We start from the raw sequence: 13865 nt of genomic DNA on the forward strand, positions 1-13865 counted from the left end.
TATCGTTACCAACGGTGCGCTTTCGCGTTGCTTCTCAATATAATGTTGGTTTGGGACATTTCTGTGTGACCGTTTACTTGAGACTTAGAACGTTTAGGCCGCGTCCAATTGTGATGAAACAGTTCAGAATGCTGATCTAATCGATTTCTATAACTCATGTCAACATCACTCCCTGATAGAATATTGTTGATAAGACGGATATTCTGGGTACGGAATATCGAATGTAGTTTGTGCATATTTCCGCGATAACATGCGGAAAGCATGTATATAAAATGAAAAGTTCGCATACAATGATGATTATTTCAATCAGAGGTGATCTCATGCTGAACAGCGAACATTTTAAACTTATTCAAAGGGCGCTTGACACAACAGCCAACGAGCTGAAGGAGCTCGGGACTGATTCGTCTCCGTCTGTGATGTCGCATGCACTAAATGATTTAGAAAAAGCGGTGGAACATATTTATTCAACAGACCATCCTTTTTTATCGGCGCATGTGATCAATCGAAAGTAAGTTGTAAAAAAACTTGGCATTGCCAAGTTTTTTTATTGTATTCATCAGTAGAAAATGATATTATTGGTGGTCTGAATGTCGAATAGTTGGGGGTTGGAACTAGGTGACAACATCACGTTTGCCTTTTTCTTTAACGAAAACAAAGAATTTTTATGAAGAATTGAACAATTGGATTGGTGACGTGTTTTACGATATCCTTCCCGAGAAAGGGTTTGATCTTCGGGATGAGCAAGTATTTATGGCTTTTCAGCTGGAGCGGGCGTTTAAAGAGAAAAAAGTCATGTTTGCTGAAGCTGGAGTGGGAACGGGGAAAACGCTGGTTTATCTTCTTTTCGCGATCAGCTATGCAAGATATGTCGGCAAACCTGCCATTATCGCTTGTGCTGATGAAACATTAATCGAACAGCTAGTGAAAAAAGAAGGCGATATTTCAAAGCTGGCTGAGCATTTGGACCTGAATATTGATACAAGGCTGTCGAAGTCCCATGAGCAATATTTATGCTTGAAGAAGCTTGAAAAAACGATGCAGCGATCTGATGATGATCAATGGCTGGATCTTTATGAGTCATTACCGTCATTTGTTCATGAATCACAGGCGATGCAGCGCTTTTATCCGTATGGCGATCGTAAGCAGTACGCAAATTTATCGAATGAAGAATGGTCTGAAGTAAGCTACGACTCGTTTCAGGATTGTCTGACTTGTGATATGAGACACAGATGCGGTTTGACACTTTCCAGAGATTATTACCGCAAGTCAACGGACTTGATCATTTGTTCCCATGATTTTTATATGGAGCATGTGTGGACGGAAGAACCGCGCAAACGAGAGGGCCAGCTGCCGCTCTTGCCTGATCATAGCGCAGTTGTATTTGATGAAGGGCATCTGTTAGAGTTTGCTGCACAAAAAGCGTTAACCTACAGAGTGAAACAGTCTACTCTTGAATTGTTTTTAGAACGTTTGCTTCAAAATGACATCAGAGAAGAGTTTGCTGAACTGATTGAAGATGCGCTTGCTGCAAACGATGAGTTTTTCTATGTTCTTTCTGAAGAATCAAAAGAAGTAGCCGGTTCACACCGTTTAGAAATAAAAAATGACCAGCGTGTCAAAAAGGCGGCGGACGAGCTTTGCCGTTTGCTTGATAAAATCGGTGAGGCTCTTGTTTTCGAGTCTGAAATGTACACGATTGATCAATACGAGCTGTCAGTTGTGGAAGAATATGTTGAACAAATGGCGTATTCATTATCTCTATATCAAAAGGATGCGATCAGCTGGCTTGAGAAAAAGGAAGCAGAATCAACCTTTGTTGTGATGCCAAGAACGGTAGCGGAAGTGCTTGGCGAAAAAGTGTTTTCTAAGAAAATTCCTTATATCTTTTCTTCTGCCACGCTGTCAGAAGGCGGTTCGTTTGATTATATTGCCGACAGTCTCGGAATTCACGATTACTTGTCATTAACCGTTGATTCTCCTTATGATTATGACGAGCAAATGACCGTAAATCTATATGCGAAAAGAGATATGGCTGCTGAACAAAAAACGGCTGAAACGATTGAAACAATCAAACATTATCAAGGCAGAACGCTGGTGCTTTTCCCTTCTTTTGAGGAATTAAACGAGTTTAAGCAGCTATCGTCGGCTTGGGAGCTGCCGTATCCGATTTTCTTTGAAGGTGATGAGGAAATCAGCAGTTTAGTGGAGAAATTCCAAGAGGAAGAGGAAACCGTACTTTGTTCGGTTCACTTATGGGAAGGACTCGATATTCCTGGTGATGCATTGAAGAATGTTACGATTTGGTCATTGCCATTCCCTCCTCATGATCCGGTATTTACAGCGAAACGCAACGGGGCGAAAAAAGATCCGTTCGAAGAAGTTGATTTGCCATATATGTTATTACGCGTACGACAGGGCATCGGGCGTCTGATTCGTTCGAATCAAGACAACGGCTCGATTCACATTTACGCTGGCGGAGAAAATGAACGCATCATTGATGAAGTCAAAAAGGTCTTGCCTGTTAAACCGCATATGATGTAATAGAAAAAGCTGACGATCGTGTTCGTCAGCTTTTTTGTTTTGTCAGCGGGCCAGCCAGCCGCCGTCAACGGCTAAAATATGACCATTTACATAATCTGAAGCACGTGATGCCAAAAAGACTGCGGTTCCTCCGATATCATCTGCTTTTCCCCAGCGGCCGGCTGGGATTCTTTTCAAAATGTCTTCATTTCGCTTTTCATCATCCCGAATAGGCTGTGTATTCGCGGTAGAAATATAGCCCGGAGCTATTGCGTTGACCTGAACACCGGACGCCGCCCATTCATTTGCAAATGATTTTGTCAAACCGGCAACCGCGTGTTTGCTCGCTGTGTAAGCGGGAACGAGGATACCGCCTTGAAAAGATAGGAGAGAAGCGATATTAATAACCTTTCCATATCCTCTTTTCAGCATGTGGCTGCCTGCCAGCTGTGTGAGAATAAACAAGCTGTTTAGATTGACATTCAGTACGTGATGCCAGTTCTCTTCTGCAAAGTGTTCCGCTTTTTCCCGATGAATAATGCCGGCATTATTGACAAGGATGTCGATCTGCCGGTTTTCAAACAGCTCAGCTGCAGAATCCTTTATTGCATCTGGCTTGCTCATGTCCAATGTAAAAGGTGTAAACGTTCGGCCTTCCTGTTCCACAAGCTGCTGTGTTTCAGACAGACTGCTTTTATGTGCTGTGCCGATAACATCAGCGCCAGCCCCGGCCAGCGCTTTGGCAATTCCTTGCCCGATTCCCGTTCCCGGTCCTGTGACCAACGCTGTTTTTCCTTCTAATGAAAAGGCGTCATGTAGATAACTCATCTTATTTCAGCCCATCCATCGGAACGACATCCATGTCCGTGAATGTGTAGTTTTCTCCAGCCATCGCCCACACAAAGCTGTAGTTTGATGTTCCTGCGCCAGAGTGGATAGACCAGGCAGGAGAAAGGACAGCCTGCTCATTTCCGACAACTAGGTGGCGTGTTTCATCCGGCTGGCCCATGAAGTGAAACACTTTCGAATCCTTCTCAAGATCAAGGTAAAGATAAGCCTCCATCCGGCGGTCATGGACGTGTGCCGGCATGGTATTCCAATTGTTGTTTTGATCTAACATTGTAATTCCCATCATAAGCTGACAGCTTTTAATGCCATCTTGATGAATGACCTTGTACAAGCTTCTAACATTAGACGCTGCATCATCGCCAAGCCGTGCCGGTGTCAGTTCTGAAAGAGCGGCTTTTTGCGTCGGATAGCTTTGATGAGCACAAGCGGAAACGAAGTAAAACTTAGCTTGTTCTCCGTTCAGGTTTGTAAATGCTACATCCTGATTGCCCATTCCGATATAGAGAAAATCCTTTGTTTGAAGCACATATTCATCATCACCAACCCTGACAGCGCCTGGCTGGCCGACATTAATGATCCCGATTTCACGCCGTTCTAAAAAGAAATCTGTTTTAAGGAAATCCCCGGCATCAAGCTTCAATTCACCTTGCCCGGGAGCGGCGCCGCCGATGACAACCCGGTCTTCATGTGAGTAATACATCGTAAGTTTGTTTTCCGTAAATAAAGTATCCATTAAGAAATGACTGCGAAGCTCCTCTGTTGTAAAGCGTTTTACTTGTTCAGGGTGTACAGAATAACGATTTTCCATTGTATTTCCCCCTTGGTTAGGATTTCAGCATCACTTGAATGAAAATATTTTGGTAACGGTTTCAAAGAAAATTTTAGGATAAATAGTGAAAAGAGTCAACGGAAAAATTGTGAATAAGCACATTATTAAAAAAACTCTTTCTAATTTTTAAAAATATGGTATTCTTTTGTTGTAACGGTTTTGAAATCGGTTTCAAATATATGAGATACAGGAGCACTTGAATGAAAAAGAAAACAACAGGCCATACGACCATCAAAGACGTAGCTGAATATGCAGGAGTTTCAAAATCGACAGTTTCCCGCTATATCAACGGAAAAATTGATGCGATTTCTCCTGAAAAAGTGAAAAACATTAAAAAGGCAATCTCAGAATTGAATTATCGACCAAGTAAAATGGCACAAGGTTTGAAAATAAAAAAAAGCAAATTAATTGGATTTGTTGTAGCTGACATTACAAATCCTTTTTCAGTCGCGGCTTTCAGAGGAGTCGAAGAGGTTTGTGATCAATATGGCTACAGCATTATGGTATGCAACACAGATAACAGCCCTGAAAAAGAGCGGGATATGCTCTTAAAGCTTGAAGCCCATTCGGTTGAAGGGCTGATTTTAAACGCAACCGGAGAAAACAAGGATGTACTGCAGGCCTTTGCCGAGCAGCAAATTCCAACGATATTAATTGACCGGAAACTTCCGGATCTGAAACTGGATACGGTAACGACTGACAACAGAAGGATCACAAAAGAGATTCTTCAAAAGATTTACAGCAAAGGGTACACGGATGTCGCGCTGTTTACCGAACCGATTTCATCAATCAGCCCTCGTGCAGAAAGAGCAACTGTGTATCAGGAAATGGCTTCGGCCCAAAATGCGAACGGTCTTGTAAGAATGTATGAAATTGACGCAAAAAATAAGGAGCAGCTCAAGGTGGCGCTTCGTTCTTTTCACAAAGATATGCCGGAGCAAAAAAAAGCGATTCTGGCTTTGAACGGCTTAATTATGCTGAAAATCATCAGCTGTATGGAAGAGCTTGGCCTGCGCATCCCTCAAGATATAGGGATTGCTGGGTTCGATGATACGGAATGGTATAAACTGATCGGTCCGGGCATTACAACGATTGCCCAGCCGTCACATGATATGGGCAGGACGGCGATGGAACGTGTATTGAAAAGGATTGAAGGTGACAAGGGTGCCCCTCAAACCATTGAATTAGAGGCAGAAGTCATCATGAGACAGTCACTTTAATCCTAGGTGCCCTCAACTAAGAGGAGGTTGGGAAGAGATGAAGCTTGATGCGGTGACATTCGGGGAATCGATGGCCATGTTTTACGCAAATGAATACGGAGGCCTTCATGAAGTATCCACTTTTTCTAAAGGGCTTGCCGGAGCGGAAAGTAATGTCGCCTGCGGCCTGTCCAGACTCGGGTTTCAGATGGGGTGGATGAGCAAGGTAGGCAATGATCAGCTCGGAACATTTATTTTACATGAGCTTAAAAAAGAGGGGGTGGATGTGTCACGCGTGATCCGCTCGCAGGACGGAAACCTCACTGGTCTCCTGCTGAAGTCAAAAGTGAAAGAAGGTGATCCGCAAGTTACCTATTACAGGAAAAACTCAGCTGCAAGCACATTAACTTCTTCTGAATATCCGAGAGATTATTTTCAATCCGCAGGCCATTTGCATGTAACAGGCATTCCGCCTGCCTTATCAGCCGATATGAAGGACTTCACGTATCATGTAATGAACGACATGAGAAACGCTGGGAAGACGATTTCACTTGATCCCAATTTGAGACCTTCACTTTGGCCTGATCAAGCAACAATGGTATACACAATCAATGATTTGGCTGGGCTTGCAGACTGGTTTTTCCCAGGGATCGCAGAGGGAGAGCTATTAACCGGAGAAAAAACACCTGAAGGCATTGCTGACTTTTATCTGAAAAAAGGTGTAAGCTTTGTCGCTATTAAACTCGGAAAAGAAGGCGCTTACTATAAAACGAGGACAAGTGAAGGATTTGCAGAAGGCTTTCGGGTCGACCGGGTGGTTGATACAGTCGGTGCCGGAGACGGATTTGCAGTCGGTGTGATCAGTGGTATCCTCGACGGTTTGTCGTACAAGGATGCGGTGCAAAGGGGAAATGCGATTGGTGCATTGCAAGTGCAGGCACCGGGGGATATGGACGGCCTGCCGACCAGGGAGAAATTAGCCGCATATTTATCTGCTCAAAGAACGGTTTACCAAAAGAAAGGGGATTATTAATATGGAGTCTAAAATCGTTGAAAACCGTCTGAAAGAAGCAAAACTGATTGCAGTCATCCGCTCAAAGGATAAACAGGAGGCTTCTCAGCAGATTGAGAGTTTACTAGATAAAGGGATTCGCGCGGTTGAAGTGACTTATACGACACCTGGGGCTTCGGATATTATCGATTCCTTCCGTAATAGAGAAGATATCTTAATTGGCGCGGGCACGGTCATCACTGCACAGCAAGCGGGAGAAGCTGCTGAGGCTGGCGCGCAGTTTATTGTCAGTCCAGGTTTTTCATCTGACCTTGCTGAACACCTTACTTTCTTAAAGACGCATTATATCCCTGGCGTATTGACTCCGAGCGAAATCATGCAAGCGCTGATATGCGGTTTTACCACATTGAAACTATTCCCAAGCGGTGTGTTTGGCATCCCGTTTATGAAAAATTTAGCGGGCCCTTTCCCGCAGGTAACCTTTATTCCGACAGGCGGGATACATCCGTCTGAAGTGCCGAATTGGCTCAAGGCCGGAGCTGGCGCCGTCGGTGTCGGAAGCCAGCTGGGCAGCTGTTCAAAAGAAGATTTGCAGGCTGTTTTCCAAGTGTAAGTGGAAGTGTTTTTTCATAACCGGAGGATAGGAGAATCCACATATGAAAATCAAAGCGACTATAGAACGGGTACCTGGCGGAATGATGATTATTCCGCTGTTTCTGGGAGCGGCGCTCAATACGTTCGCGCCTGGAACAGCGGAGTTCTTTGGAGGATTTACGGGTGCTTTGATTACCGGAACGCTGCCGATACTGGGTGTTTTTATTTTTTGCGTAGGAGCAACGATTGATTTTCGTTCTTCAGGGTATATCGCAAGGAAAGGGATCACATTATTATTGGGGAAGGTCGGATTTGCGGCGCTGCTTGGCGTGATCGCAGCGCAATTTATACCTGATGAAGGCATACAATCCGGCTTTTTTGCAGGTCTTTCTGTTTTAGCAATTGTCGCAGTGATGAATGAAACGAACGGTGGCCTATATTTGGCGCTTATGAACCATATGGGAAGAAAAGAGGATGCTGGCGCTTTTGCGTTTATCAGTACAGAATCAGGACCTTTTATGACCATGGTGACGTTTGGTGTGACGGGACTTGCCGCATTTCCGTGGGAAACGCTGGCAGCGACAGTCATCCCGTTTTTACTCGGTTGTATACTTGGAAATCTTGATCATGATCTCAGAGACTTATTCAGTAAGGTTGTGCCGGCAATCATCCCGTTTTTTGCCTTTTCCCTTGGCAACACCTTGAATTTTGGTATGCTGATCCAATCGGGGCTGCTCGGCATTTTGATCGGTGTTGCTGTCGTCATTTTATCGGGAAGCTCCTTGTTTTTGCTTGATCGTTTTGTTGCGAGGGGAGATGGTGTCGCGGGAGTGGCGGCTTCTTCTACGGCGGGGGCGGCTGTAGCGGTGCCATACGCATTAGCGGAAGCAAATGCTTCGTTTGCGCCAGTTGCCGAATCAGCTACTGCAATCATAGCGACAAGCGTTATCGTCACCTCGCTGTTAACCCCGCTGGCAACAGTATGGGTGGATAAAAAAATCAATAAGAAAAAACGGAAAACACCGCCGCCAAAAAATCAAATGACAATCAGCTGAACAAAGAAGACTGCCGCCATGCCGGCAGTCTTTTATACAAACAATTTGACTTTCATACCCCCTTCCATTAGCCTGTAATGGAGCGGCTAGAATAGGGAGGGAATGGATATGCAGATACATACATATGAGAAAGAATTTTTTGATCTTTTAAAAAGAATCTCACATTACAGCGAAGCAGTTGCGTTAATGCATTGGGACTCCAGAACAGGCGCGCCCAAAAACGGCTCAGAGGACCGTGCCGAAAGCATCGGCCAGCTTTCAACAGATATATTCAATATCCAGACATCAGATCGGATGAAGGAGCTCATCGATGCCCTGTATGAACGTTTTGATGACTTGTCTGAAGATACGAAAAAGGCAGTGGAGCTGGCGAAAAAAGAGTATGAAGAGAATAAAAAAATTCCTGAGGCTGAATACAGGGAATACGTGATTCTGTGTTCAAAGGCAGAAACTGCGTGGGAAGAAGCGAAAGGAAAATCTGATTTCAGCTTGTTTTCCCCTTATTTAGAACAACTGATTGAATTCAATAAACGGTTTATTACGTACTGGGGTTATCAAGAGCATCCTTATGATGCATTGCTTGATTTGTTTGAGCCGGGTGTCACGGTAAAGGTGCTTGATCAGCTGTTTTCCGAGCTTAAGGAAGCAATTATTCCTCTTGTTAAGCAGGTGACAGCCTCTGGAAATAAACCAGATACAAGCTTTATCACAAAATCGTTCCCTAAAGAAAAGCAAAAAGAGCTCAGCCTGTATTTTTTACAGGAGCTTGGCTACGATTTTGATGGTGGACGGCTTGATGAAACGGTTCATCCGTTTGCGACCACGATGAACCGCGGAGACGTTCGGGTCACGACGAGATACGATGAAAAAGACTTTCGTACGGCGATCTTTGGCACCATTCATGAGTGCGGCCACGCGGTATATGAGCAAAATATTGACGAAGCACTGAGCGGCACGAACCTATCAGACGGTGCATCAATGGGAATCCATGAGTCTCAATCATTATTTTACGAAAATTTTATCGGCCGCAACAAACATTTTTGGACACCGTATTATAAAAAGATTCAAGAAGCATCACCTGAACAGTTCAACGGTATCTCTCTGGATGATTTTGTTCGTGCAATTAATGAATCTAAACCTTCATTTATCAGGGTTGAAGCGGATGAATTAACGTATCCTCTTCATATTATCATCCGGTATGAAATTGAAAAGGCGATTTTTAGCAATGAAGTGTCAGTAGAAGAACTGCCGTCACTATGGAATCAAAAATACCAGGATTATTTAGGGATTACACCGCAGACGGACGCAGAGGGGATTTTACAGGACGTCCATTGGGCAGGAGGAGATTTCGGCTATTTCCCATCCTATGCGCTCGGTTACATGTATGCGGCTCAGCTGAAACAAAAAATGCTTGGGGATATTCCTGAATTTGACACTCTCTTGGAAAGAGGGGAATTCCATCCGATAAAGCAATGGCTGACGGAAAAAGTACACATTCACGGAAAACGGAAAAAGCCGTTAGACATTATTAAAGATGCGACAGGAGAAGAGCTGAATGTACGCTATTTGATTGAATATTTGTCAACCAAATATTCAAATCTCTATCTGTCGTAATCAAAAGCCTGGCGGCGCGGCCGTCAGGCTTTTTTATGATCGAAATGTCTTGAAAGGCGAATGTTGTTTCAGAAAATATGAATAAAGTTCGGGGGTTTTCATATTTCGTCTATGCAAGAGATTAGAATCTTGATATAATTTATTACAATATTATAGGAACACTCATATAATCGCGTGGATATGGCACGCAAGTTTCTACCGGGCACCGTAAATGTCCGACTATGAGTGAGCAATGAGACCGCGCGTGTGTACGGTTTTTTGTTATATCAGCATTGCTTGCTCTTTTTTGAGCGGGCAATGCTTTTTTTATTCTCATAAACGGAGGTAAGACAGGATGGAAGCACTGAAACGGAAAATAAGGGAAGAAGGCGTCGTATTATCTGATCAGGTATTGAAAGTGGATTCTTTTTTAAATCACCAAATTGATCCGCTGCTCATGCAGAAAATCGGTGACGAATTTGCCGCCAGATTTGCAAATGACGGTATTACTAAAATTGTGACAATTGAATCATCCGGAATCGCTCCCGCCGTAATGACAGGTTTGAAGCTTGGTGTGCCGGTTGTCTTCGCGAGAAAACATAAATCATTAACACTCACTGACAACTTGCTGACAGCGTCTGTTTATTCCTTTACAAAGCAAACAGAAAGCCAAATCGCAGTCTCAGGAACCCACCTGTCGGATAAGGATTATGTGCTGATTATCGATGATTTCTTGGCAAATGGGCAAGCAGCGCACGGGCTCGTATCGGTTGTGAAGCAGGCAGGAGCTTCTATTGCGGGACTTGGCATTGTCATTGAAAAGTCATTTCAGCCGGGAAGAGATGAACTTATGAACTTAGGCTACCGGGTAGAATCTTTGGCAAGAATTCAGTCTTTAGAAGAAGGCAAAGTGACCTTCGTTCAGGAGGTTCATTCATGAAAAACGGATTTGGCAAAACGCTGTCTTTAGGAATACAGCATGTGCTCGCTATGTATGCCGGTGCCATTGTCGTTCCTCTGATTGTCGGAAAAGCAATGGGCTTGACTGTCGAACAGCTGACCTACTTAGTATCGATTGACATTTTTATGTGCGGGGTGGCTACTCTTCTGCAAGTGTGGAGTAACCGATTTTTCGGGATCGGGCTTCCGGTAGTCCTTGGCTGTACATTTACAGCTGTATCGCCGATGATTGCGATTGGATCTGAATACGGGGTTTCAGCGGTTTATGGAAGCATTATCGCTTCAGGTATTCTTGTCATTCTGATTTCATTTTTCTTTGGAAAGCTCGTATCGTTTTTTCCGCCGGTCGTGACAGGCTCAGTTGTTACAATTATCGGTATTACGCTTATGCCGGTAGCCATGAATAACATGGCCGGCGGTGAAGGAAGCGCAGATTTCGGAGATCTTTCCAATCTTGCTCTCGCTTTTATCGTTTTGAGTATCATTGTGCTTTTATATCGTTTTACGAAAGGCTTTATCAAATCCATCTCGATTTTGATCGGTATTTTGATTGGGACTTTCATCGCTTATTTTATGGGGAAAGTCCAATTTGATAACGTTTCGGACGCGGCAGTTGTTCAAATGATTCAGCCATTTTACTTCGGAGCGCCGTCTTTTCACGCAGCGCCTATTATTACGATGTCCATCGTTGCAATTGTCAGCCTTGTAGAATCAACTGGTGTTTACTTTGCCTTAGGTGACCTGACGAACCGCCGTCTGACAGAGAAGGATTTGTCAAAAGGCTATCGAGCTGAAGGGCTGGCTGTGCTGCTGGGGGGTATTTTTAACGCTTTTCCTTACACGGCATTTTCTCAAAATGTCGGGCTTGTACAGCTCACAGGAATCAAGAAAAATACCGTAATTGTTGCCACGGGTGCAATCTTAATGGCATTTGGGCTGTTTCCGAAGATCGCTGCTTTCACGACCATTATTCCATCTGCTGTTTTGGGAGGTGCAATGGTGGCGATGTTTGGAATGGTAATCGCTTACGGAATCAAAATGCTCAGCCGCATTGATTTTGCAAAGCAGGAAAATTTGCTGGTTGTTGCCTGCTCAGTGGGTCTGGGTCTCGGTGTGACAGTTGTACCGGATATTTTTAAGCAGCTGCCGAGTGCCTTAACGCTTCTTACAACCAACGGCATTGTCGCAGGCAGCTTCACTGCAGTAATCTTAAACATAATATATAACGTATTTTCTAAAGCTAAAAAAACAGAACAAAAAGCTGACATCACTGAGCAAAAAACAGCAGTCTAAACTCCGTCGCGGCGGAGTTTTTTGCATATAAAAAAGGCCGTTGCGGCACAATGTATGCAAAGAGGTGATCACATGGCGTTTATTTTATCCATCGGAACAAGTCTTCCTGCTTACGATGTAAACCAAGAGAAAGCGACTGAATTCGCCCGCTATATGTTTCAGCATTCCTTTAAAGATATTGACCGGCTGTTAACCTCCTTTAAAAACGGGCAGATTCACTCGAGACAATTTGTCAAGCCGATTGAATGGTATAAAGAGGATCACAGCTTCGAAGAAAAAAATCAAATATACATAGAAGAAACACTTAAGCACAGCAGAGAAGCGGTGAGAGAGTGCCTTTCACATCCTGATTTTTTTCAAGAAGCCATTCCTTATGAGAAAGTCGATGCTGTTTTTTTCGTCTCCAGCACGGGCCTTTCCACACCGAGCATCGATGCGCGCCTCATGAATGAACTTCCGTTTTCTCCATATACGAAGCGGATTCCGCTTTGGGGACTCGGCTGTGCAGGAGGAGCCAGCGGACTAGCGCGCGCCGCCGAATACTGCAAAGCGTATCCTGAGGCTTTCGTGCTCGTCATTGCTGCCGAGCTGTGCAGCCTGACATTCCAGCCGGAAGATAAAACGAAGAGCAATTTTATCGGCACCTCGCTTTTTGGCGACGGCATTGCTGCAGCCTTATTATGCGGAGAGAAGGCAGACCGCAGGAAATCAAAAATGAAGCTTGTACCAAAGATAGCAGATTCCCAATCTGTTTTAATGAAACAATCAGAAGATGTTATGGGCTGGGACTTTACTGATCAAGGGTTCAAAGTCATTTTCTCAAGAGACATTCCGACTTTGGTGGAAAAATGGCTCAAAACAAATGTACAGTTTTTTTGGACAAACATCAGCTGTCATTCAGTGATATTAGTGTTTTTTTGGCACATCCAGGCGGAAAAAAAGTGATCGATGCATACATCAAATCTCTTGAGCTGTCATTAGAAAAGCTTTTAGCTGCACAAAGCATATTGCAAAAGCACGGAAATATGTCTTCAGCCACCATATTGTATGTGATCAAAGAGCATCTGCTGAACGGACATAAAAAGGAAGCAGAATCGGGACTAATTGGCGCATTAGGGCCGGGATTTTCATCAGAGCTGCTGTTATTCAGCTGGGAAAAGGGGGCTTGACTCATGTTTTGGTTGTTAATCGCCATTCTCATTACTCAAAGAGCAGCTGAAATGGCAGTAGCCAGACAAAACGAACAAAAGGTCAAGAAACAAGGGGCGATTGAATTCGGGGAGAGCCACTATCCGTATATCATCATCATGCATATCCTTTTTTTCCTGTCTTTAATTGTGGAAGTGCTGCTGATGAACAAACAACCGTCAAGCTGGTGGATCGGTATCGCTGCGGCTATTTTAAGCGTGCAGGCAGTACGGTATTGGGCACTTTGTTCCTTAGGAGCATATTGGAATACGAAAATCCTTGTCGTACCAGGTGTGGAACTTGTAAAAAAAGGCCCTTATAAATGGATGAAGCATCCAAACTATACCGTTGTTATATTAGAAATCTTACTGATTCCGCTACTGTATCAAGCGTACGTCACCATGTGTCTATTTTCCATTGTCAACGCCGTGTTGTTAACTGTCAGGATACGTACAGAAGACAAAGCATTAGAGGAATACAGTATAAAATAGAGATTGAAAATCATTCTCATTCATGTTAAGATGAATGTGAAAAAGATTCTCAATCAGGATGGTGAAGCAAATGACAATGCTATTTTTGCTTGGGGCGGTTTGTACATATAGTGTATTAATTGGTTTTGTACTAAAAGGAATCTCTAATAAAACTGTTTAAATTGAATCTGGAACTTGTCAAAGTTGCAGATTTTTTTTTATAGAAGCTGCCGTAATGGCGGCTTTTTTCTATTCTCTTAAAGAAATTTGGCTCATTCTTGTGTAAAATGAAAGAGGAATGTA

Annotated in this window: 14 protein-coding genes, 1 pseudogene and 1 riboswitch; of the genes and pseudogenes, 12 read left to right on the forward strand and 3 right to left on the reverse strand. The window is 43.7% G+C overall.

Annotated features, from left to right (window positions below):
- Positions 1-5: 5 nt before the first annotated feature.
- Positions 6-158 carry a YpzG family protein gene (locus tag Q3W56_RS15345; RefSeq protein WP_010327933.1) on the reverse strand — a complete coding sequence of 51 codons (153 nt, stop codon included), beginning with the start codon at positions 156-158 and terminating at the stop codon, positions 6-8.
- A 162-nt stretch (positions 159-320) separates the two neighbouring features.
- On the opposite strand from Q3W56_RS15345, the gene Q3W56_RS15350 reads away from it, so the two are divergent.
- Both Q3W56_RS15350 and Q3W56_RS15355 read left to right on the forward strand, forming a co-directional pair.
- The gene (locus Q3W56_RS15350; RefSeq protein ID WP_302896135.1) at positions 321-512 is read left to right on the forward strand and encodes a hypothetical protein; all 192 of its coding nucleotides are present in this window, start codon (positions 321-323) and stop codon (positions 510-512) included.
- Positions 513-615: 103 nt separating this feature from the next.
- Positions 616-2541: an ATP-dependent DNA helicase gene (locus Q3W56_RS15355; protein WP_302896087.1), complete on the forward strand. Its 1926-nt coding sequence runs from the start codon at positions 616-618 to the stop codon at positions 2539-2541.
- A gap of 42 nt (positions 2542-2583) precedes the next feature.
- On the opposite strand, the gene kduD is transcribed toward Q3W56_RS15355, so the two are convergent.
- Together kduD and kduI are read right to left on the reverse strand one after the other, a co-directional pair.
- Positions 2584-3348: a 2-dehydro-3-deoxy-D-gluconate 5-dehydrogenase KduD gene (kduD, locus tag Q3W56_RS15360; RefSeq protein WP_302896088.1), complete on the reverse strand. Its 765-nt coding sequence runs from the start codon at positions 3346-3348 to the stop codon at positions 2584-2586.
- A 1-nt stretch (position 3349) separates the two neighbouring features.
- Complete coding sequence (kduI, locus tag Q3W56_RS15365; protein WP_302896089.1) at positions 3350-4177, reverse strand: 5-dehydro-4-deoxy-D-glucuronate isomerase; 828 nt, start codon at positions 4175-4177, stop codon at positions 3350-3352.
- A gap of 221 nt (positions 4178-4398) precedes the next feature.
- On the opposite strand from kduI, the gene kdgR reads away from it, so the two are divergent.
- From kdgR to fbpC, 10 genes and pseudogenes are all read left to right on the forward strand, one after another.
- On the forward strand, positions 4399-5418 hold the full coding sequence (kdgR, locus tag Q3W56_RS15370; protein WP_302896090.1) for a pectin utilization transcriptional regulator KdgR: 1020 nt from the start codon (positions 4399-4401) through the stop codon (positions 5416-5418).
- Between the two features lie 37 nt (positions 5419-5455).
- Complete coding sequence (gene kdgK, locus Q3W56_RS15375) at positions 5456-6430, forward strand: 2-dehydro-3-deoxygluconokinase (protein ID WP_302896091.1); 975 nt, start codon at positions 5456-5458, stop codon at positions 6428-6430.
- 1 nt (position 6431) lies between these two features.
- Positions 6432-7022 carry a bifunctional 4-hydroxy-2-oxoglutarate aldolase/2-dehydro-3-deoxy-phosphogluconate aldolase gene (gene eda, locus Q3W56_RS15380; RefSeq protein WP_302896092.1) on the forward strand — a complete coding sequence of 197 codons (591 nt, stop codon included), beginning with the start codon at positions 6432-6434 and terminating at the stop codon, positions 7020-7022.
- Positions 7023-7065: 43 nt separating this feature from the next.
- Complete coding sequence (kdgT, locus tag Q3W56_RS15385) at positions 7066-8058, forward strand: 2-keto-3-deoxygluconate transporter (protein ID WP_019714727.1); 993 nt, start codon at positions 7066-7068, stop codon at positions 8056-8058.
- Positions 8059-8166: 108 nt separating this feature from the next.
- Entirely contained in the window at positions 8167-9672 is a 1506-nt protein-coding gene (gene ypwA / locus Q3W56_RS15390) for a carboxypeptidase (protein ID WP_019714726.1), read from the forward strand.
- 142 nt (positions 9673-9814) lie between these two features.
- A riboswitch (purine riboswitch) is annotated at positions 9815-9914 on the forward strand.
- Between the two features lie 92 nt (positions 9915-10006).
- The gene (gene xpt, locus Q3W56_RS15395) at positions 10007-10591 is read left to right on the forward strand and encodes a xanthine phosphoribosyltransferase (RefSeq protein ID WP_302896093.1); all 585 of its coding nucleotides are present in this window, start codon (positions 10007-10009) and stop codon (positions 10589-10591) included.
- Positions 10588-11904, forward strand: a complete 1317-nt coding sequence (gene pbuX, locus Q3W56_RS15400) for a xanthine permease PbuX (protein ID WP_302896094.1) — start codon at positions 10588-10590, stop codon at positions 11902-11904. Before xpt ends, pbuX begins: the two co-directional genes overlap by 4 nt.
- 72 nt (positions 11905-11976) lie before the next feature.
- Positions 11977-13073 (forward strand): annotated as a pseudogene (locus Q3W56_RS15405) (type III polyketide synthase).
- Positions 13074-13076: 3 nt separating this feature from the next.
- The gene (locus tag Q3W56_RS15410) at positions 13077-13583 is read left to right on the forward strand and encodes an isoprenylcysteine carboxyl methyltransferase family protein (protein WP_268400707.1); all 507 of its coding nucleotides are present in this window, start codon (positions 13077-13079) and stop codon (positions 13581-13583) included.
- A gap of 70 nt (positions 13584-13653) precedes the next feature.
- Entirely contained in the window at positions 13654-13743 is a 90-nt protein-coding gene (gene fbpC / locus Q3W56_RS15415; RefSeq protein WP_100198919.1) for a Fur-regulated basic protein FbpC, read from the forward strand.
- Positions 13744-13865 lie beyond the last annotated feature (122 nt).

The organism is Bacillus sp. C28GYM-DRY-1 (assembly GCF_030519405.1).
GTDB classification, from domain to species: Bacteria; Bacillota; Bacilli; order Bacillales; family Bacillaceae; genus Bacillus; species Bacillus spizizenii_A.

Bases quoted from the DNA above. Each gene is read 5' to 3' on its own strand.
- kdgT (WP_019714727.1), top strand. From the start codon at position 7,066: ATGAAAATCAAAGCGACTATAGAACGGGTACCTGGCGGAATGATGATT.
- Q3W56_RS15410 (WP_268400707.1), top strand. From the start codon at position 13,077: ATGTTTTGGTTGTTAATCGCCATTCTCATTACTCAAAGAGCAGCTGAA.
- Q3W56_RS15350 (WP_302896135.1), top strand. From the start codon at position 321: ATGCTGAACAGCGAACATTTTAAACTTATTCAAAGGGCGCTTGACACA.
- kdgR (WP_302896090.1), top strand. From the start codon at position 4,399: ATGAAAAAGAAAACAACAGGCCATACGACCATCAAAGACGTAGCTGAA.
- eda (WP_302896092.1), top strand. From the start codon at position 6,432: ATGGAGTCTAAAATCGTTGAAAACCGTCTGAAAGAAGCAAAACTGATT.
- xpt (WP_302896093.1), top strand. From the start codon at position 10,007: ATGGAAGCACTGAAACGGAAAATAAGGGAAGAAGGCGTCGTATTATCT.
- Q3W56_RS15345 (WP_010327933.1), bottom strand. From the start codon at position 158: ATGAGTTATAGAAATCGATTAGATCAGCATTCTGAACTGTTTCATCAC.
- kdgK (WP_302896091.1), top strand. From the start codon at position 5,456: ATGAAGCTTGATGCGGTGACATTCGGGGAATCGATGGCCATGTTTTAC.
- kduD (WP_302896088.1), bottom strand. From the start codon at position 3,348: ATGAGTTATCTACATGACGCCTTTTCATTAGAAGGAAAAACAGCGTTG.
- pbuX (WP_302896094.1), top strand. From the start codon at position 10,588: ATGAAAAACGGATTTGGCAAAACGCTGTCTTTAGGAATACAGCATGTG.
- ypwA (WP_019714726.1), top strand. From the start codon at position 8,167: ATGCAGATACATACATATGAGAAAGAATTTTTTGATCTTTTAAAAAGA.
- fbpC (WP_100198919.1), top strand. From the start codon at position 13,654: ATGACAATGCTATTTTTGCTTGGGGCGGTTTGTACATATAGTGTATTA.
- kduI (WP_302896089.1), bottom strand. From the start codon at position 4,177: ATGGAAAATCGTTATTCTGTACACCCTGAACAAGTAAAACGCTTTACA.